This is a genomic window from Dyadobacter sp. HNCC25DJ184, assembly GCF_056895215.1.
On the sequence record NZ_JBXHAQ010000010.1, the window covers coordinates 69,701 to 88,683 of the forward strand.

16 protein-coding genes are annotated in these 18,983 nt (G+C 42.9%); 5 read left to right on the forward strand and 11 right to left on the reverse strand.

The window, feature by feature from the left end:
• Positions 1 to 55: 55 nt before the first annotated feature.
• From AC1XUD_RS16045 to AC1XUD_RS16065, 5 genes are all read right to left on the reverse strand, one after another.
• Positions 56 to 1,654, reverse strand: a complete 1,599-nt coding sequence (locus tag AC1XUD_RS16045; protein ID WP_483362040.1) for a Na+/H+ antiporter — start codon at positions 1,652 to 1,654, stop codon at positions 56 to 58.
• 203 nt (positions 1,655 to 1,857) lie between these two features.
• Complete coding sequence (gene rlmB, locus AC1XUD_RS16050; protein WP_483362041.1) at positions 1,858 to 2,628, reverse strand: 23S rRNA (guanosine(2251)-2'-O)-methyltransferase RlmB; 771 nt, start codon at positions 2,626 to 2,628, stop codon at positions 1,858 to 1,860.
• On the reverse strand, positions 2,604 to 3,896 hold the full coding sequence (locus AC1XUD_RS16055; RefSeq protein WP_483362042.1) for a GWxTD domain-containing protein: 1,293 nt from the start codon (positions 3,894 to 3,896) through the stop codon (positions 2,604 to 2,606). Before AC1XUD_RS16055 ends, rlmB begins: the two co-directional genes overlap by 25 nt.
• Before the next feature lie 73 nt (positions 3,897 to 3,969).
• A complete protein-coding gene (locus AC1XUD_RS16060) occupies positions 3,970 to 4,857 on the reverse strand; it encodes an SDR family oxidoreductase (RefSeq protein WP_483362043.1) in 888 nt (295 codons plus the stop codon).
• Between the two features lie 331 nt (positions 4,858 to 5,188).
• A complete protein-coding gene (locus AC1XUD_RS16065; RefSeq protein ID WP_483362044.1) occupies positions 5,189 to 6,109 on the reverse strand; it encodes an aspartate carbamoyltransferase catalytic subunit in 921 nt (306 codons plus the stop codon).
• A gap of 190 nt (positions 6,110 to 6,299) precedes the next feature.
• On the opposite strand from AC1XUD_RS16065, the gene AC1XUD_RS16070 reads away from it, so the two are divergent.
• Positions 6,300 to 6,833, forward strand: a complete 534-nt coding sequence (locus AC1XUD_RS16070) for a transcription elongation factor (RefSeq protein ID WP_483362045.1) — start codon at positions 6,300 to 6,302, stop codon at positions 6,831 to 6,833.
• A 98-nt stretch (positions 6,834 to 6,931) separates the two neighbouring features.
• Here the strand turns inward: AC1XUD_RS16070 and AC1XUD_RS16075 are convergent, their stop codons facing one another.
• Entirely contained in the window at positions 6,932 to 7,648 is a 717-nt protein-coding gene (locus tag AC1XUD_RS16075; RefSeq protein ID WP_483362046.1) for a YebC/PmpR family DNA-binding transcriptional regulator, read from the reverse strand.
• Positions 7,649 to 7,784: 136 nt separating this feature from the next.
• Between AC1XUD_RS16075 and AC1XUD_RS16080 the strand changes: the two genes are divergently transcribed.
• Both AC1XUD_RS16080 and metF read left to right on the forward strand, forming a co-directional pair.
• Complete coding sequence (locus AC1XUD_RS16080; protein ID WP_483362047.1) at positions 7,785 to 8,279, forward strand: GNAT family N-acetyltransferase; 495 nt, start codon at positions 7,785 to 7,787, stop codon at positions 8,277 to 8,279.
• Between the two features lie 405 nt (positions 8,280 to 8,684).
• Positions 8,685 to 9,641 carry a methylenetetrahydrofolate reductase [NAD(P)H] gene (metF, locus tag AC1XUD_RS16085; protein ID WP_483362048.1) on the forward strand — a complete coding sequence of 319 codons (957 nt, stop codon included), beginning with the start codon at positions 8,685 to 8,687 and terminating at the stop codon, positions 9,639 to 9,641.
• A 134-nt stretch (positions 9,642 to 9,775) separates the two neighbouring features.
• On the opposite strand, the gene AC1XUD_RS16090 is transcribed toward metF, so the two are convergent.
• The gene (locus tag AC1XUD_RS16090) at positions 9,776 to 10,096 is read right to left on the reverse strand and encodes a heavy metal-binding domain-containing protein (protein WP_483362049.1); all 321 of its coding nucleotides are present in this window, start codon (positions 10,094 to 10,096) and stop codon (positions 9,776 to 9,778) included.
• A gap of 255 nt (positions 10,097 to 10,351) precedes the next feature.
• Between AC1XUD_RS16090 and AC1XUD_RS16095 the strand changes: the two genes are divergently transcribed.
• Positions 10,352 to 10,927: a nitroreductase family protein gene (locus AC1XUD_RS16095; RefSeq protein WP_483362050.1), complete on the forward strand. Its 576-nt coding sequence runs from the start codon at positions 10,352 to 10,354 to the stop codon at positions 10,925 to 10,927.
• A complete protein-coding gene (locus tag AC1XUD_RS16100) occupies positions 10,927 to 11,904 on the forward strand; it encodes an ABC transporter ATP-binding protein (RefSeq protein ID WP_483362051.1) in 978 nt (325 codons plus the stop codon). The genes AC1XUD_RS16095 and AC1XUD_RS16100 overlap by 1 nt, the downstream gene beginning before the upstream one ends.
• A 3-nt stretch (positions 11,905 to 11,907) precedes the next feature.
• Here AC1XUD_RS16100 and AC1XUD_RS16105 read toward each other — a convergent pair whose 3' ends face one another.
• The 4 genes from AC1XUD_RS16105 to AC1XUD_RS16120 form a co-directional block, all read right to left on the reverse strand.
• Positions 11,908 to 14,478, reverse strand: a complete 2,571-nt coding sequence (locus AC1XUD_RS16105) for a DUF5686 and carboxypeptidase-like regulatory domain-containing protein (RefSeq protein ID WP_483362052.1) — start codon at positions 14,476 to 14,478, stop codon at positions 11,908 to 11,910.
• Positions 14,475 to 15,113: a SanA/YdcF family protein gene (locus tag AC1XUD_RS16110; RefSeq protein WP_483362053.1), complete on the reverse strand. Its 639-nt coding sequence runs from the start codon at positions 15,111 to 15,113 to the stop codon at positions 14,475 to 14,477. The genes AC1XUD_RS16105 and AC1XUD_RS16110 overlap by 4 nt, the downstream gene beginning before the upstream one ends.
• Before the next feature lie 252 nt (positions 15,114 to 15,365).
• On the reverse strand, positions 15,366 to 18,140 hold the full coding sequence (locus tag AC1XUD_RS16115; RefSeq protein WP_483362054.1) for a DNA gyrase/topoisomerase IV subunit A: 2,775 nt from the start codon (positions 18,138 to 18,140) through the stop codon (positions 15,366 to 15,368).
• A 170-nt stretch (positions 18,141 to 18,310) separates the two neighbouring features.
• On the reverse strand, positions 18,311 to 18,961 hold the full coding sequence (locus AC1XUD_RS16120; protein ID WP_483362055.1) for an NUDIX hydrolase: 651 nt from the start codon (positions 18,959 to 18,961) through the stop codon (positions 18,311 to 18,313).
• Between the last annotated feature and the right edge of the window lie 22 nt (positions 18,962 to 18,983).

Here is an 18,983-nt window from a genome sequence, read left to right on the forward strand (position 1 = left end):
TACATTTTCCGGACAAATCAGGGACATATATAATCGAAAAAATACGAGAAGAAGTTTAATGTTCGTCCTCAATATCTCCCGACTTCAAAGACAAACGTTCTTCTTCCAAATCGATAAGTCCGTGGTGTCTGCGAACTACATCTTCGTTGGTCTCGTACACTTTATTTATATCATGCAGCCACTTACGCTGTTGAGCTAAGAGCTGTAGATATACCGTTCGGAAAGTCTCTTTGTCCGTATTTTTGATCGGATCAGAGGCCTTGTGGTCTACAGATAAATTTTCGACGATTTGTTTTAATGCCTTTATTTCGTTGATCTCCTGATCGAAGTTTTCTTTCAAATACTTGAGGCTATTTTGTGCGAGCGTTTTTCGTATCTGGATGTCCTGATCGTGGGAAGGCAGCATATTATCGGGATCCTCCATAGACACCCATTTGATAAGCCAGGGAAGCGTTAAGCCCTGGCCTACGAGGGTAAGAAGGATGACCATGAAAGTGATAAAAAGAATAAGATTCCTCTGGGGGAAAAGGTTGCCATCGCTTAGCGTCAGCGGAATGGAAAGTGCAGCAGCCAGTGAAACTACACCCCGCATGCCTGCCCAGCCAATAATAACCGGTCCTTTCCAGCCCGGTCGCGCGTCAGCCGTCCGGATATACCGGCTTATGAAAACTGTAAATAACGACGAACCGAGGGTACTTAGAAGGCGGATGATTACGAGTAGAAGCGTAATCAATAATCCATACCCTATAGCAGTAAATAAACTAACATCACCAAGCTGCGAGACAATTTCGGGTAGCTCCAAGCCGATCAGCATAAATACAATACCGTTCAATACAAAACTAAATGAGGACCAGACGTTTAAACTCCGTAATCGACTTCTGTGAGAAAGGAATATCTGCGATCTGGAAGAGAGAAATAAACCTCCGCTCACTACTGCCAAAACGCCCGATACATGGAAATGTTCTGCTACAATATACATGACGTATGGAGTGGTGAGTGTAAGTATCGTGTCGATGTCGGCATTAGTCGGGAAATACTTGTGAATTGCATAAAAAATCAACGCGATCACAATCCCAACAACTACTCCCATTACGATTACTACCACAAAATCAAACAGCGCATCCTGAAAGATAAATCTTCCAGTGTCAACGGCGATGAGCGCGAACCTGAAAACAATTAAGCTGGATGCGTCATTCAAAAGGCTTTCGCCCTCCAGAATTGCTGTAACTCTTTTTGGAACTTTCACCGTTTTCAATATCGTGGTTGCCGACACTGCATCCGGTGGAGAAATGATGCCCCCGAGCAAAAAACCTAGTGCCATCGTGAATCCGGGAATAATATGACTGGAAACCACTGCCACCACCAGAGACGTAAATATGACAACAAGAAATGCAAAACTCGTAATTACGCGACGCCATCGCCAAAAATTCTTCCATGAAGTAAACCAGGCCGCCTCATAAAGCAAAGGAGGCAGGAAGATCAGAAAGATATATTCCGGATTGAGTTTAAGTGTCGGGATTCCGGGAATGAGACTAATCAACAACCCGCCAACTACCAATACAATTGGATATGCGGTGTTCAATTTATTGGCCAGCATTACAAGAAATACAATGATGATCACCAAAAATAAATAGATCAGTAAGGAAGGAGCCATGGGTGTGGTCGATTGATATTCTTATATAGAGTCGGGGTGCCTTAACCTACAATGTATTCATAATTTTAGATATCTCCCGCAAACAATTAGTCAAAATTCGGTGCAATTTGATCCTTTGAGAAATAGATGCAAGCTGAACTGTTCACAAAAAAAGAGTTTGCCAAATTGACAAACTCTCAAATATCACTATGAATTGATGTGTTCTATTTCAAACGTTGCCTCACTGCTTCATACAAAACAATCGAGCTGGCAACGCCCACATTCAAAGATTCAACTTGCCCTAATAAAGGAATGCGAACCCCTGAGTCAGCCAAATCAAGCAATTCTTTTGAAATGCCGTCTTCCTCAGAACCCATGATAATTACCGTCGGTACAGTAAAATCTACATCATATGGCACCGAAGTCGTTTTTTCCGAACACGCAATGATCTGAAGACCGCTGTCTTTCAAATATCGTAGTGTTTCCACAAGACTCAATTCGCGACAGATCGGCAGGTAATTCAATGCGCCGGAAGAGGTTTTCATCGCGTCTGCATTGATTTGTGCGGCACCTTTCAATGGAACTATAATCGCCTGAACACCGGCACATTCAGCAGTACGCGCAATCGCACCAAAATTTCTTACGTCTGTTATTCTATCTAAAAGGAGGAAAAGCGGTGTCTTTCCATCTTCGAATACCTGCGTCAACACATTGTGAAGAGGAACATATCGAATCGGAGATACAAAACATATGATTCCCTGATGGTTCTTTCTGGTAATTCGATTAAGCTTTTCAACCGGTACACGCTGAATAGGTGCACCAATTTCTTTGGCCAATTTTTCGATTTCTGCGAGTCCGAATTCTCGTTGAATAAATATCCTTTCGATTTCCTTGCCGGAACGTAAGGTTTCGAGTACTGATTGCGTACCAAAAACCATTTCGGCTTGAGGTGGGCGAGGGGCGGGCTGTCTCAGCGTATACTTCCGTTTCTCCATGCTTCTACTACAGGATACCATATAGGCTGATATTCGGCGTACCGAACAAGCTCGTAATGATCATCCACAAATTGATTGTTTCTCTTGTTAAAAGTAAAATTTACATTCTGTGCGTTACCGCGTTGATTATACGTCCAGATCTCTTTGTCTTTGCTTCTTTGCACCTTATCGGGCGGGCCCAAAACAACGTATATCATTCCTTTATCCGTTTTCCAACCTTCCTTGTAAGTTGTGAAAAGTGAGTTGGCTTCTTCTATTCTGCTATAGAATGAGCGTATGGATTGCTGAGCCACGGGAGCATTTCCACTCATCAGTGTCAGCCAGTATTTATCCAGCGCTTTCTTATAGTCTTCTGCTTTTTTGATTTCGTTGACTTCAGTATTCGTGCTAACATATAGCAACGGCTCTAAAAGCAGCTGAGGCTGAGTAACCTTTGGAAAGCGCTCATTTACAACCAAAAGTCCAAGTCCCTCTTTCTGAGTTGTATCTGCAAAAATATTATACAGTCCCTCTCTGGTAAACTGAATCTGTTCACCGCTATTAATCGTAAAAGTACTATCAACCTCCAAAGATTTGGATACTGTCTTTGGCGCGGTATTCATTGGAGAAGCCGCCGGCTCAAAACTGTGAGAATAATAGTAGACAAAGAGTTTGTTCTTTTCTCCGTCTATCTTATTCACATAAAATGGCTGATTCGAATTGATGAAATGGCGTTGCAAAGGCTCACTGCTTGCATCTGTGAATATCGCGTACTGATCGTTCGTACTTTTGTCTTTGAACCTGATCGTCAGATCGTTCAAGACTTTTTTCAGGGTTCCGATCTGGCTGATTTCACTCAGCAACACACCGTAATCTTTGTTAGGGCTTTTCAGATCAAAATTGATGACAATTTTATCACCGAGTTTTTTGACGTTATCAGAAGTCAGTTTGATATTGCCATATCCCAGCCGGTCGCGCGTGCCATAATCCGAGTAGATAACGTAATTGAGATTATAGTTCGCGACAAAATCTTCAACCGAAATGGAATTTTTACCCTTAAAAACATCCGCATACAAATAGACCTTGGTCGAAGTTGTATCCTTCAGAAGGTATTTGCTTTGAATCGCTACGATGCTATATTCTTCTGATGGTATCGGTGCGTTTCCAGGCCCTTCCATAGAGCGAACCTGCGCTTCAGGAATTTTTTTCATATTACCGTTGGAAGAACTACATCCTCCAAGAACAATCGCCGCTAATACAGACAGGTATATTCCAATATGTTTTCTCATAGATCAAAATATCTTCATTTGTCAAATAACGAACGAAGCCGTAAAATTACCCAATAAAACCGGTAAAAAATTATTACTCTCCAGACTTCCCTTTTTTGTTGGCGTTTTTAATCTGATTTTCAATCAAATCCCACTGCTCGTCAGTGACATCTTTAAGGAAATTGAACTGTCCCGCATTCAGTATTTCGCCTCCATCCAGCGTGATTACCTCGCCTGTCATATATGCAGAAAAATCAGACATTAAATATGCCGCCAGGTTTGCCAGTTCCTGGTGGTCGCCAGTTCTGCCAAGAGGGATCCGTTTTTCAAAAGCGAAGCCTGCCGCTAATTCTTCAGGAAACAGTCTTTCCCATGCGCCTTTTGTCGGGAATGGTCCAGGTGCAATGGCATTCAGCCTAATTCCATATTTTGCCCATTCAAAAGCAAGGGATTTGGTCATTGCTAATACACCTGCCTTCGCCATCGCAGATGGTACAACCCATCCGGATCCAGTCCAGGAATAGGTGGTTGATATATTTAACACTGTGCCTTTTATCCCTTGATCGATCCAGTATTTTCCGATTGCCAATGTGAAATAATAGGTGCCGCGAAGTACGATATCTACCACGGTATCCACTGCTTTATGAGAAAGTCGTTCGGTTGGACTGATGAAATTTCCAGCAGAATTATTGATCAGCCCATCTACCTGACCGAATTTTTCAACCGCAACCGCAATTACATTTTCGACCTGTTCATTTTTACGGACATCGCATTCCACTGCCATTATATTGCCACCCGTTTCACTCGCGAGTTCGGATGCAGTAGAATCAATTACATCCTTCTTTCGGCTGCATATCACAACATTAGCGCCTAATTTCAGAAAATACGCAGTCATGGATTTTCCAAGGCCAGTTCCCCCGCCAGTAACAATAAACGTTTTGCCTTGAAGAGCGCCATCGCGAAGCATTCCGGTAGTTTGCATGATTTTTGGAAATAAAGGGTTAGCAGGAGAAAGGGTCGATGGTTAACGTAACGCTGACAATCAATGCATTTCTTAAGTTATCAAACATGCACAGTTATCAATCTAAAAATATACTTAAATAAAAACTAAAACGGTTAGAGAAAACGTCAGGAAATAACCAAAAGCTGACAATCAATAGCTACAGAAATTCAGGCGTATGCTGCCTTTGACAGCCAAAAATTGAAAGTGAGAATGGATAAACTGTGAGAAAGAAGACAACTCCGTTAATAAGCAATTGTCAAAAATCATCGGCTATGCCGCCCGTCAGCCGTCCACTTTTGACCGAATAAACCTACTGCTGAGCAAGTAAATATAGAACGGCCATTCTAACTGCTACGCCATTTTCTACCTGATCGAGAATAATGGAATGACGTGAATCTGCTGCGTCCGATGACAGTTCAACGCCTCTGTTGATAGGGCCAGGATGCATCAATATGATATCTTTTCCGACTTCGTCGAGCATCGCCTTGTTAATTCCAAAGAAGAGAGAGTATTCGCGCAACGAAGGGAAATACTTGATTTGTTGTCTTTCGAGCTGGATACGAAGCACATTCGCAACATCGCACCATTCGAGTGCCTGTCTCACATCGTGACCTATTTTTACACCCAACTGACCCAAATGCTTCGGGATAAGGGTAGAAGGCCCGCAAACCATCACTTCGGCACCAAGTTTTTGCAAGCAGAATATATTGGAAAGGGCTACCCGGGAATGCGTGATATCGCCGATAATCGCAATTTTTTTACCCGCCAGATCTCCCAGTTTTTCACGCATCGAAAATGCATCCAAGAGGGCTTGTGTTGGGTGCTCATGCGTTCCGTCTCCGGCATTGACTACATTGGCCGCGATTCGTTCTGATAAATAATGCGGCGCACCAGGACTGCTGTGTCTCATTACGATCATATCGACTTTCATAGCCAATATATTGTTCACCGTGTCAAGAAGCGTTTCTCCTTTTTTTACTGAACTTCCGGAGGCAGAAAAATTGACTACGTCGGCAGAAAGTCTTTTCTCAGCAAGCTCAAAAGAAAGTCGAGTTCTGGTTGAATTTTCGAAAAAAACGTTGGCAATGGTAATGTCTCGAAGGGAAGGGACTTTCTTGATCGGCCTGTTAATAACTTCTTTGAATTGAGTTGCAGTTTCCAGTATAGTTTGGATGTCGTTCTCGTTCAGGTTTTTAATTCCAAGCAGGTGCCGGACAGAAAGTTTTGTCATTGCTGATGTTCAAGAAAGTTTGGCAAAGATAACAACGAACCCTTTATTCAAAAAAGAAACATAAAGATTTCCGCTTTTTGATTTGTTGGGGATGGTGACCGTTATTGGTTTTTTGACTCAGGATGAGCATCATATTTTTGCGAAATCGTGTTCAAAATTTATCCTGAAAGAATTTTTAACTCCGGGTTATATGAGAAACTTTCGCTGGCTCCTTTACATTTGCAACAAAGCGTACGTTGGAATATTCCGCGATACACACCAATTAATGGAAATGGATATGAATAAAAGCCTGCTGATAGATCATCTCAAAGCGATGCTGGACGAAAGAATGAAAGCTGCATGGACGGCAATGGAAGCTGCGCAAGAATCGGCCAATGAGCAGGGAAAAAGTTCGATGGGGGACAAATATGAGACTTCCAGATCCATGGGGCAGCTTGACAGGAATATGTATGCCAAACAATATGAGACTGCCCGGCAGGAAAGACTCGTTCTGGAAAGAATAAGCGAAACCGAAATATTGACCCGAGGTGCGGTTGGAACGTTACTGGATACTACGGCAGGAAAATTCATGATCGCCGTTAGTATTGGTAAATTAAGCATCGAAGGTGAAACAGTCGTGGCCATTTCACCTTCGTCTCCCGTCGGAGCTCTTATGCTGGGCAAAGCTTCCGGCGAAACATTTACATTTATGGGAAAGGAGCACCGGATCCTTAGTATTTCTTAAGCCTTATCAGGAAAAGACATTAAGTCAAATCATCAATATTTTTCAACAAATGACCACTCTCTGACAAAATCTGACCACAAATGACAAACCCTCAAAGGTTATGCCATATTGTGAAATACCTTCTGAACGTCGTCGTCTTCTTCGATCTTTTCGATCAACTTTTCAACCTCAGCCATCTCTTCTTCGGTGAGCTTTTTGTTGTCGTTTGGAATACGCTCAAAATCAGCTTCTTCGATAGAGAATCCGTGATCTTCGAAATAATGCTGAAGAGTACCAAAGCTCGTAAACTCACCATAGATATTGATTTGGTTAGTCTCTTCGTCCAGAAAAATCTCCTCGCCACCCAGATCGATCAGTTCTAATTCCAGTTCTTCGATGTCAGTTTTGCCATCATTTTTGATTTTGAAAACGCATTTACGTTCAAAAATAAAATCAAGCATGCCTGTAGTTCCAAGGCTACCACCGAGTTTGTTAAAATAACTGCGGACGTTGGCAACGGTGCGTGTTGGATTGTCAGTAGTACTTTCTACCAAAATGGCTACGCCATGAGGGCCGTACCCTTCATATACCATTTCCTTGTAATCTTCCTGATCCTTCGAGCTTGCTCTTTTGATCGCTCTTTCAACGGTTTCTTTTGGCATATTCGCTGCCTTTGCATTTTGCAAAAGAACTCTGAGGCGCGGGTTCGTCGTAGGGTCGGATGTTCCACTTTTAACAGCCAGTGCAATATCCTTACCTATTCTGGTAAAGGTTTTGGCCATTTTGTCCCAGCGTTTAAACATCCGGGCCTTTCGGTATTCATATGCTCTTCCCATTCAATTATTTTATTTACTATTGGTTTGGTTTATTACCCTCTGTCGAACAAATTGCTCCTTAATTTATCGCCTTGCCCAACGACAGGAATGAATCTGCGGTGCAAATTTATAAAAGACAAGTCAAATCAGACAAAAATTGAAAACTTTCCCAATTAATTTGAACGGATCAGACCAGCAGCTTAACTGGATACTCAAATCTTTTGATGATTTATCCAATCATGAGCTGTATCAAATACTAAGGCTCAGATCTGAGGTCTTTATACTTGAGCAGCAATGCTTTTTTCAGGATATGGATAACAAAGATCAGCTGTGTAGCCACCTGATGGGATGGTCAGCGAAAGGACTTATGGCTGTTAGTCGGATTGTGCCGGCAGATATATCGTACCCTTTCCCGTCCATCGGAAGGGTTGTCGTTGCACCTCTAGGTCGCGGTGAAGGTTATGGCGTCGAATTACTACATCAATCGATACAATGTGTAGAGAATATCTACGGGCAAGTTGAAATTCGGATTGGTGCGCAGCTGTATTTGAAAAAATTTTACGAAAATTTTCATTTTTTTCAGACCTCCGATGTCTACTTAGAGGATGGGATCGAGCACATCGAAATGACGCGTGCTGCGGTAGGTAAATAGTACGTTCGCAGAATATTATTTTGCAAACTTAAGTTTTTGTAAAATAAATGTAATAAACCGATGTTTTCCATCGGTGACTTTCCCGCTCCGAATTTTTAATTTATTTCAAATTTTTGTAGAATTTTACCTACGGTCGATAGACTTAATTTTAATATTACTTGTTCGGTATCATTTAGTTTAATAATTTGGCACAGAATTTTAGTTATTAGTATTCAGTCAAGTACTTGTTTTGTCGGTGAAGACGCCTGTCGGAACCACAATGCAAATTGACGAACACTGATAGAGGAGGGTTTACGTGGAATGGCCTACTGTTATGCGGTAGGCTATTTTTTTGCCTCTTCCCGTTTGTTTGCTGCCTTAAATACCGTTGATTTGTAATCTTTTTAGAGATTTGAATCCGCTTACATGACTAAGGTTACAGAATACATACACCACGCCAACGGCAAACCGTTATTTTCAATCGAAATTATTCCGCCTTTGAAAGGGCAAAACATAAATGAATTATTTTCTTCCATAGAACCTTTAATGGAGTTTAAGCCTCCGTTTGTAGACGTAACTTATCATAGAGAAGAGCTCATTGACCGCATCGGTGTCGACGGACAGATCGAGCGTATTCCAATCCGGAAACGTCCCGGAACAGTTGGGATATGCGCTCGGTTAATGGAGCGTTTCAAGGTGGATGCTGTACCTCACGTTATTTGTGGTGGATTTACCAAGGAAGAAACCGAGGACGTTTTATTTGATTTACACTATCTGGGGATCGATAATGTTCTTGTCCTTCGTGGAGATCCGGAAAAGTCTGTAGGCGTGTTCAGAGCCAAAAAAGGGGGGCATACCTATGCCTCTGAGTTGGTTGAGCAGGTCGTGAATCTCAATCATGGCGTCTTGCTTAATGCAGAAACCGAAAGCAGTGCTACCAATTTCTGTATTGGTATTGCTGGTTATCCTGAAAAACATATAGATGCCGTTAGTTTCGATAGCGACTATTCTTTCCTGAAAAAGAAAATTGATCTGGGCGCAGACTATATTGTGACGCAAATGTTTTTCGACAATCAGAAATACTTTGATTTTGTTGAAAGATGTCGGGCAGAAGGTATTACTGTGCCAATTATACCTGGTTTGAAACCGCTGTCGACAAGAAAACAGCTGTCTGTCTTAGCGAAAATTTTCAACCTGGAATTCCCTCAGATACTAGTTAACGAAGTGGAAAAGCAGGAATCCGACAAGCAGGTTCGTCAGATCGGTATTGAGTGGGGTATTCAGCAATGCAAGGAATTAATAGCGTACGGAGTTCCTGGGCTACATTTTTATACGATGGGCAAGTCAGATAACGTGGCCCAAATTGCCCGGGAGATATTTTAAGTACGGCTTTCGGCGATCGGCTTTTGATTATCGGGTCGTTTTCCTTTTGAAGGATTTTGGAATCAGGAACTATCCCGCAGCGTTTAAGTTTTTTGCCGACAGCCGACAGCCGACAGCCGACAGCCGAGAGCAATTTACTCTATTGAAACGGCGGTACCGTTGGCACTTACCATCAACATCGAACCGTTTCCTCCGATCGTTTCAAAATCAAGGTCTACACCGATTATGGCGTTTGCACCCAGGCGTTGTGCCTGTTCCATCATTTCCCTGATGGCAATGCTTTTTGCCTCGCGGAGTCCCTGCTCGTACGCACCTGATCGGCCTCCGACCACATCACGTATACCGGCAAGGAAATCTTTTACGAAGTTGGCGCCGATTATCGCTTCCCCGTTGACCAGACCAATATATTTTACGATTTTCTTACCTTCAATGTTCGGAGTAGTAGTTACAAGCATAGGGACTCAGTGTTTTTTTATGATTTTAAAAGCGGTGCGCAAGTTATTTTAAGTGTAGTTCTGAATTTACGAAAAAATGGTGAGTGGTTCCAGAGTTACTTTTACAGGCCGCCTAGGATGATTAACGAAGTGGGAAATCGCCCGATATTCCCGATTTGCCAGTCACAATATTAATCAAATCAGATCAAAAGTTCTTCGGGATTTACATTAATCAGTAGCTTTGTTATACTACAATTTACTTAATGGTACATTATAATGGATAATTCGGTAACAGTCATTAACAATATAATAAGGACAAGAAGAAGTATTTTTCCCCCAAGTTACACCGCCCAGGATATCCCTGATGAAATTATCGGCGAGATATTGGAAAATGCCAATTTTGCCCCAACCCATAAGTTGACCGAACCTTGGAGATTTATGGTCTTCAAAGGAGAGGGATTAAAGACATTGGCAAAATTTTTTACCGATCGTTATAAGGCAACTACGCCCCCAGAGGCTTTTTCCCAGGCAAGATATGAGGCGGCGGGCGAAAAGGTAATGAAGTCAAATTGCGTGATTATCATCAATATGGAAACCCATTCAGACAAAATACCGGAATGGGAAGAAACAGCTGCTGTGGCTTGTGCAGTACAAAACATGTGGCTTACCGCCACCGCCCATCAAATCGGTTCATATTGGAGTAGCCCGGGTGTTTTACCGGAATTGGGTCAATATCTTAACTTACCAGAAAATCAAAAATGTTTGGGTTTGTTTTTCATGGGATATCATAACGCTCCCGAAGTAGCTGCACGCCGGACTCCAATTGACACCAAAGTAGTTTGGGTAAAATAATGGCGGCACCAAAAATAGTCCTTACAACTTCAGGTCTTTCCAAAAGCTACGAGGACATTAGCGTCCTGGAGAATATCGATTTGCAGCTCCACGAAGGTGAGTGGCTGGGGATACTCGGTGAAAGCGGATCAGGAAAAAGTACCTTGCTCAGAATATTGGGTCGATTCATTGATCAGGATTCAGGATCTGTGCATTTTGGGAAAACAGAGCTTACGCCGGTGAAAAACGAACTGATTCCAGGACATGAGCGGATCAAACTCATCCACCAGGAATACGAGCTTTTTCCAAATCAGACTGTAGAGGAGAACATCAGTTATGCCCTGCGATTTTACGACCCGACATATAAGGCAGAGAAAGTTAATGAGTTGATTGAAATGACGGCATTGGGATATGTAAAAGGCAAAAAAGCCAAGTTGCTTTCCGGCGGGGAAAAACAAAGAACGGCCATCGCCCGATCACTTGCAGAGGAACCGGCAGTGCTGCTTTTGGACGAACCGTTTGCGCATCTGGACTTACATAACAAGCGTGTGCTTGCTGATGCGATCGAGGCTTTGCAGATTCAGAAGAAAACTGCCTGCGTATTCGTAACGCACGAATCCAAAGACGCACTGGCCTGGTCGGACAAGATTGCTGTATTGAGAAAGGGAAAGATTATTCAGGTCGGAACGCCTCGGGAACTATATGACTCTCCTGTGAATAGCTACGTGGCAGAACTCACGGGGGATATTAACTGGCTTGGTGTGGAGGGCGGAAAACAGTATTTCATTCGTCCCGAAAAGATAAAAAGGACCAAATTTGTTGAGAAAAGCAAATGGCAGGGAAAGGTAAGCGCGGTCAGGTTTCATGGAAATCACTGGGAGATTCGGTGCATTAATGAAGAGGGGACAATATCGTTCTATAGAAACCGCAATGACCTGGCGATAGGAGAGGATATATATCTGACGTATACTAAAAAGGATTTGCGTGCCATCAGTTGACGGCTAGAGTTTAAACCAGAATGAGATTTTGACTGCAAATTTCGACACGTTTGGATTGTTGAGATAATTCAATCGGTGAACGAAATCTACGCGGCCCACTTTAAATATATTGTCGATCCCATAGCCCAGTTCCATATATGGCGTGTTGCCCAGATAATTGAACTGGGTTATTTCGTTTCCGCTGGTGTCCACTGACGGCGACACTGCTTTATTTGCCTCACTTACGGTCCCGTAGAACAGCTTTCCGGTGGCCAACATCCGCCACTTCAACTTGCGAATCGCCGGGATACGATTAAACAGCAACCCTTCAAAATTATGCTCAAACCGCAGCGCGATATACTTGTCACTGATAAACTCAAAATATTTCATCATGTTATACGCGTTGTCAACATAGAACAGCGACTCATTCCCAAGTGGCGTGTAAAGCAAAGTGTAAGGTAAAGTAGACGGGATAAATCCGAAAGTGACATTGTAGTAGGTCCGGCCTAAGACGCCCGCACGAAAATCTTGTTTGATGTTAAACGAGAATTTGTGATACCGGAAATCACCCCCGAGAAAGTTCTTCATTCCCATCGTATAGCGAAGGGTGAAGGCTGGCTGATTCCCGTTTCCCATACTGATACGCTCATTATCGTTTTGCAGGAAAGTTTCGTTTCTCGCAAACCTTGCTTCCATGTTCAGCTCTGTAATATCATAGGTGCTACTCAGGGGTGAGTCTGCGCCTATTTCAGGCTGAGTTCGGTATGCAAAAGGGAAAAGAGGCACGAAGTCGCGGTGGCGGAGCTGCACACTTCCCGTAACCCCTTTAATGAGTTCCCTCTTAAGATATGCGGACACATCTTCCTGCCAATAAGGGCGACGGAAAGCCCCGAAGCGTGTGAAAGCTCCGAATATAGTATTGCTTCCAATAGTTTCAGCAGAAACTCCGAGTCTTTCCACGTCTTTGCTGTAAGATATACCGCCTATCGTCCAGGGCTTTCGGGAAAATATATAGTCGACTCCGGCACCGTATTTAAACTCAGCATCTTTGGTGCCATATGCTCCATATCCGTGCAAAATCCAGGTACGACTGAAGCCAGGATCGGTCCGGAAGCCTATCCGGAATCGATTCCCTTCCACGGCGTTGTTGGCGTAGAGATACAGATATGGACCGAGATCTATATTCCACTTGTCAATCTTCTTATATCCGTTGACGAAAATGTTGAGGATTTCTGTATAGGTTTTTACAGCCGGCAGCATTTTCAAAGAGTCAATCAACTGGAAGCTTAAAATCTCCGGTTTCGTGAGTGACTCGGGTCGGTTTTTGGCCCAAAAAGTAGAATCATGATCCATGTAGTCCTCATGCAGCTCGATGGCAGCATCGTAAAATTTGGTATCACGAGCCTTGTTGACAACATAATTCGAATTGGCCGAATAGAATTTCAGCAACATCCCCGCTGTTTTTTTGGTCGGTTCGTCTACGTCGATCAATACCCGGGTTTTTGTCGGCACCCATGCATCGTTGCTGTCCAGCTGATCATATGCCTGCTGGATTTTTATCTTGTCAATAAAGTTCAGGTTAGCGTCTTTTCCCACATTGGCCTCCATTTGAGTAAGCGCGAAGGTGGTACCGTCGACCCAAAACGACCCTGTAAATGCGAGATCCTGCTTTTGTCTGGGTTCAAATTCAATCAGATAGTCGTGTGATGAGCCATTGGCAACGCTGTCGGCCAGGTAATATTCATAGTAAACCCTCCAGCTCTCAGCAATGGGAGACACAAAATCCTTTTCCAGAATATTGAGCCAGTTGTGATAGAAGTTGTATTGTTGAAATGAAGAACCAACAAGTTGCGAGACAAAACTCCCGTCTGTTAGTCCGACACCCGAAACTTTTGTTTTTTGAATAATCTCTTTCTTCTTTTTCGGATCGTTCCTGAAATATACATTGGACACTGATTCGGAAATGAATATCGGGATAATAGCCTGTCCGTCATCACCTTTCACATCGTCAAATCTTTCAACGATATGCGTCATTTTTTTAACGGACCTTCTGTTTCTGAACTGATCAGAAATGTTGTCTATATCAATCTGGATTTTATTATAGCTCTCATATTCGTAAGCTGCCAGACTTTCGATATTATTCTTTTTCCGATTATTCACGACTTTGCGCATAATCGCATAAGCCGGATTTTCGCCCGCGTATATTTTTACCTCCCGTAACTGCAACTCTCCCGGAGTTAACTGAAAGTCAATGATTTGCTCGGTTTTGTCAGGAGCAATGGCCTTAGTTCGTGTATTATAACCGACGTAGGTAACACTGACTGAATCTGCCGGAGGTGTGTAGCTTAGCGTATAAAATCCGTCAAAATTGGTGGTGGTACCCGATAATGAAGCTTTAATTCCAATATTGGCAAACGGGACAGGGTCGCCCGAAGCAGCATCTGTAATTCGACCCTTAATGATGTGAGTGCCTTGAGCGTATAGGCTTGCAGGTAAAACAGTTCCTAAAAAAACAAAAAATAGTGCTAGTTTATTTTTCAGAAGTTCTAATATTTTGATATGTGTGTGGCTATATTCTTCCTGCAAGTAATTCATTTCCTCTTTATCTCGATGTTTGATTTCAAATCGGCCGTTGGTCTTAGTAAATGAACGTCCAGAACTGCTTTCGGTCGCGCGAGATATTCTCTTATGAGCGTTCGCATCGAATAGCCGTCAGGGACGTCCTGAGCTGAAAAAGAAATGGCATTAATTCCTTCATTATGAGCGATATATAACGCCCTTGCATTGTGAAAATTTTGCGAAATAATGGTAAAATGATCTTGGTTAAAAACCTCTTTACATCTCAAAACGGAGTCGAAAGTGCGATAACCTGAATAGTCCAGCGTCATTACATTTTCCGGAATCCCGAGATTGAGCAACGCCTTTTTCATATCAAGCGGCTCATTGTAATATTGCGAATCATTGTTGCCGCTCAAAATGATATACTTTATTTTTCCTTCCTTAAAAAGCCTGGCCGTCGCTTCCATTCTATATTTAAAGAAGAGATTTTCTTTTCCTTTTTCGGTGTTCCTACTTGTCCCTAAAACAAGAGCAACATCGTTGGATGGAAGATTTTCAATCGAAAAGTAATTGTACTGACGAGTATTGTAAACAACCCAGAAGTTACACAGCAAGATAAAAAGCAAGCTTAAAAAGCCAATCAATAAGAATGCTTTTATCAGTTTTTTCACAGTGATTGTACTGGTTTTCTTTGACAACAACGTTAAAGGTTTTCCAGTTTCTTCGGCATAGGTATTCATCTTTCTATACACTACGTTAAAATCCGGTCGTTTCGTTGCCGTTAGAGAGTGAATTTTTTCAAATGTTGATATTAGGTTACGCTTAATTTTGTAACAAAGTCACTAACGAGCTAAAATTAGTTACTGATTATCAATCTTCTTTGGGCTGATCGTCATTTTGCATTAAACATAACACCCATTCAATTACTCGAACAACCCGAGCTGACTTTTCGGATCATTTCCTTTTTTCGAGTCCTTTTTAGCTTTGCTTTCCGTTTTGTTCTCCAATGTGTCGGAATCGCCGTCTTCGCTTTCATTATCATGCGCTACTTTGTCCGGATTTACGATTTCCATTTCAATACCGGGGCGGTCTGTTTCCGTTTTCTCGACAATTTCGCTTTCGTTTGAGATCTCTGGTTCCGACTCAGTATCATCGGTTTCGATCTCGTCCGGTTCTTCCGTTTCCGGCACCTTCACTTCCTCCAAAGACGCGAGCCAGCGAATATCTTTAAATTTATCCATCGGAAGCTTGTTGCCTAAAGCGCGCCATCCGCGTATTTCTACCAAATCTTCCACTACATATTCCATGCTTTTCGCATCTCCTGGTGCTCCTTTAGCAGGAACAATCTCGAAACGAGGGCGTCGGTCTGTGCTGGCTAGCAGGAGTTTACTGTTTTTGGCATCACTTATAAACAGGAATTTCTTGTCAAGCGACGAGGTTTCAATATTAAAGCGTTTGATAAAATGGAGTTTTTGCCCGGCATCATAGTAAACTGCAGTGATCGGCAAATCAGTTTCAAACTTCTTAACGAGCAACACTTCGTTTTGTTCGTAGTGATTCGTCAGGTCAAAATTGGTAAGCTCATATGAACCATCTTTATATATTACCAAAATCTGGTCAGATGGGCCGAAATTGCCAAGATATTCCCCGCGCTCGTCCCTATTTAACCTGCCAAGCAATGGATTAAACCACATATCAACCCCACCGAGTGTGGAGCGACCGGCCGATTTGAGGGCAATTTTACGAACAGGATATTTTGTGAGGATATTCCCCATAGCACTCCGGTTCTTGATCAGCAGATCTGCAAAATTGAAATCGAACTGCTTTACTTTGGCCTTACTTTGGGCAGAGAGGCTGACGCTGATTATTTCAGCTTCGCCGTTGTCATTGGGTGTAAAGTATACAATTTTAGACTTGGGCGTTCCCTGTGTCAGATCATATTCCCGATCACGGGTAACTGCCGTAATTTGGCAGCGTTTGATATATGATATACCCGTTTTTCCATCCAGATACACGAGGTTGTATACTTTTCGCTCGTCGTTTTTAAGGAATACTGCACAATGGATGATATCCTTTCCAACAAAAACTTTGTCCTGAACTTTGGTAACGAGGCATTTGCCGTCTCTTCTGAAAATGATCACGTCGTCAATATCCGAGCAGTCCATCACGTACTCGTCCTTTTTTAAACCATATCCAATGAAGCCTTCTTCGCGGTTTACATATAGCTTTTGGTTGTTAGCGGCCACAACGTTGGCAGCGATCTGGTTAAAGGCACGAATTTCGGTTCTGCGTTCGCGGCCTTTTCCATATTTTTTCAATAAGTCTTTGTAGTAATCAATCGAAAAGCGGATGATATTGGCAAGGTTGTCTTCGGTTTCAGCCAATTCTTCCTCCCATTTACGCATCAGCTCGTCTGCTTTGTACCCGTCGTATTTGGAGATTCTTTTGATTTTAATTTCAGTTAACTCGACAATATCTTCATCAGTTATCTCTCTGTAAAACTGTGGTTTATAAGGTTCAAGTCCTTTGTCGATGGTCCTGATAACGTCTTCAAAAGTTTCACACTCCTCAATATCACGGTATATCCGGTTTTCGATGAAAATCTTTTCAAGCGAACCGTACAGGATTTTCTCCAGCAAGGCAGCCTTCCTGATCTCAAGTTCGCGGCGAAGCAGTTCAACCGTTTGATCGGTATTGTATTTAAGAATTGTTGAAACACCAACAAAATGCGGTTTGTCCTCGATAATTACGCAGGCATTCGGAGAAATAGAAACCTCACATTCGGTGAACGCATATAACGCGTCGATGGTGATATCAGGAGAAACACCCGGTGCCAGATGAACCTGAATCTCGACATCAGCAGCAGTGTTATCCACCACTTTTTTGATTTTGATTTTCCCGGCGTCATTGGCTTTTACAATAGAGTCACTAATAGATGAAGTAGTGGTTCCGAAAGGGATGTCCCTGATAATGAGCATCTTTTTGTCTTCTTCCTCAATCCTCGCCCTTACGCGGATTTTGCCGCCCCGAATTCCGTCGTTATAATTTGAAACATCGATTTGTCCACCCGTAAGGAAATCAGGGTAGATTGTCACTTCTTTTCCCTGAAGAAGGGCAATCGATCCTTCGATCAGCTCGCAGAAGTTGTGCGGCAAAATTTTGGTCGATAATCCAACAGCAATACCTTCAACACCCAGCGTAAGTAGCAGCGGAAATTTGACGGGCAATGTTACCGGCTCTTTCTTCCTGCCATCATATGAAAGCTGCCATTCGGTGGTATTGTCATTGAAAACGATCTCTTTCGAAAAACGCGAAAGGCGAACTTCGATATAACGAGCCGCCGCTGCACCATCACCAGTACGGATATCGCCCCAGTTTCCCTGGGTATCAAAAAGCAATTCCTTTTGACCAAGATTAACGATTGCATCATAGATGGAGGCGTCACCGTGGGGGTGATATTGCATGGAAGAACCGACGACGTTCGCCACTTTGTTGAAGCGGCCGTCATCCATTTCGTTCAGCGCATGCATGATACGTCGTTGCACTGGTTTGAGCCCGTCTTCAATCGCAGGTACGGCTCTTTCCAGAATCACATAAGAAGCGTACTCTAGAAACCAACTTTCGTAAAGACCAGAAATGGGTAATTTTTCGTGTAATTCGCTATCGCCTGCACTTTTGGCAGCATCGTTTTCATCCATAAATGAAGGAGGAAACTAGTATTTATAAGTCCGGTAAATGATTTTTTCAGGTTTCCTCCGTCGCGGAATCAACCGTCTTTAGGATCTATTCAAAAGAAATAGAAATGAGGATGATTCTGGGAAGAGCTAATTTGAAAATCCTGCTAATATAGCAAAATGAACAGATATTTCTACTCCTGAATGCTATTATCAGGGAAGTTTATAACGGTGATTAGTTCGCTAATCATCATCGCCGTGGCACCCCAGATTTTGTAATTCATTATCTCATAATGTGGCGCCGTCACGACCTCGCCTCTCAACAGAAGTTCACTTGAGCCGACAATATCTTTATTCGAAATATCGTCCAGTTTTATCTCAAAAACCTGTTCAACTTCCCGGGCGTCGGGGTAAAAATCGGGTCGATAGGGCATAGCTGCCACGACGGGGAGTACATGGAAATTACTCGGTGGAATAAACAATTCGGAAAGTATACCCAATATTCGAACGTCGTTGAGCCGCAACCCGATTTCTTCCTGAGCTTCTCTGAGCGCCGTTCTGACCAAATTTTCGTCCGTCAATTCAAAACTGCCTCCTGGGAAAGCGATTTGTCCGGAATGTACTCCGTCATATGCGGGACGCAGGATGACCGGGAAATAGATTTCGCCTTTATATGGATAAAACAGGATAAGCACCGCACTTTTCCGCGTCCTCGCATTGGGTTTGAAACTCAGTCGCAACTTGGAAGTAGCTTGCATCACAGCATGCGCAGACTCTCCCGGCAGTGGGAACTCGAGTTTTCTAGCCAGCTGATTACAGAATACGTCGAACGATGCGTGGGTCATGAAGTGGTGTAAGTTCCTGAAA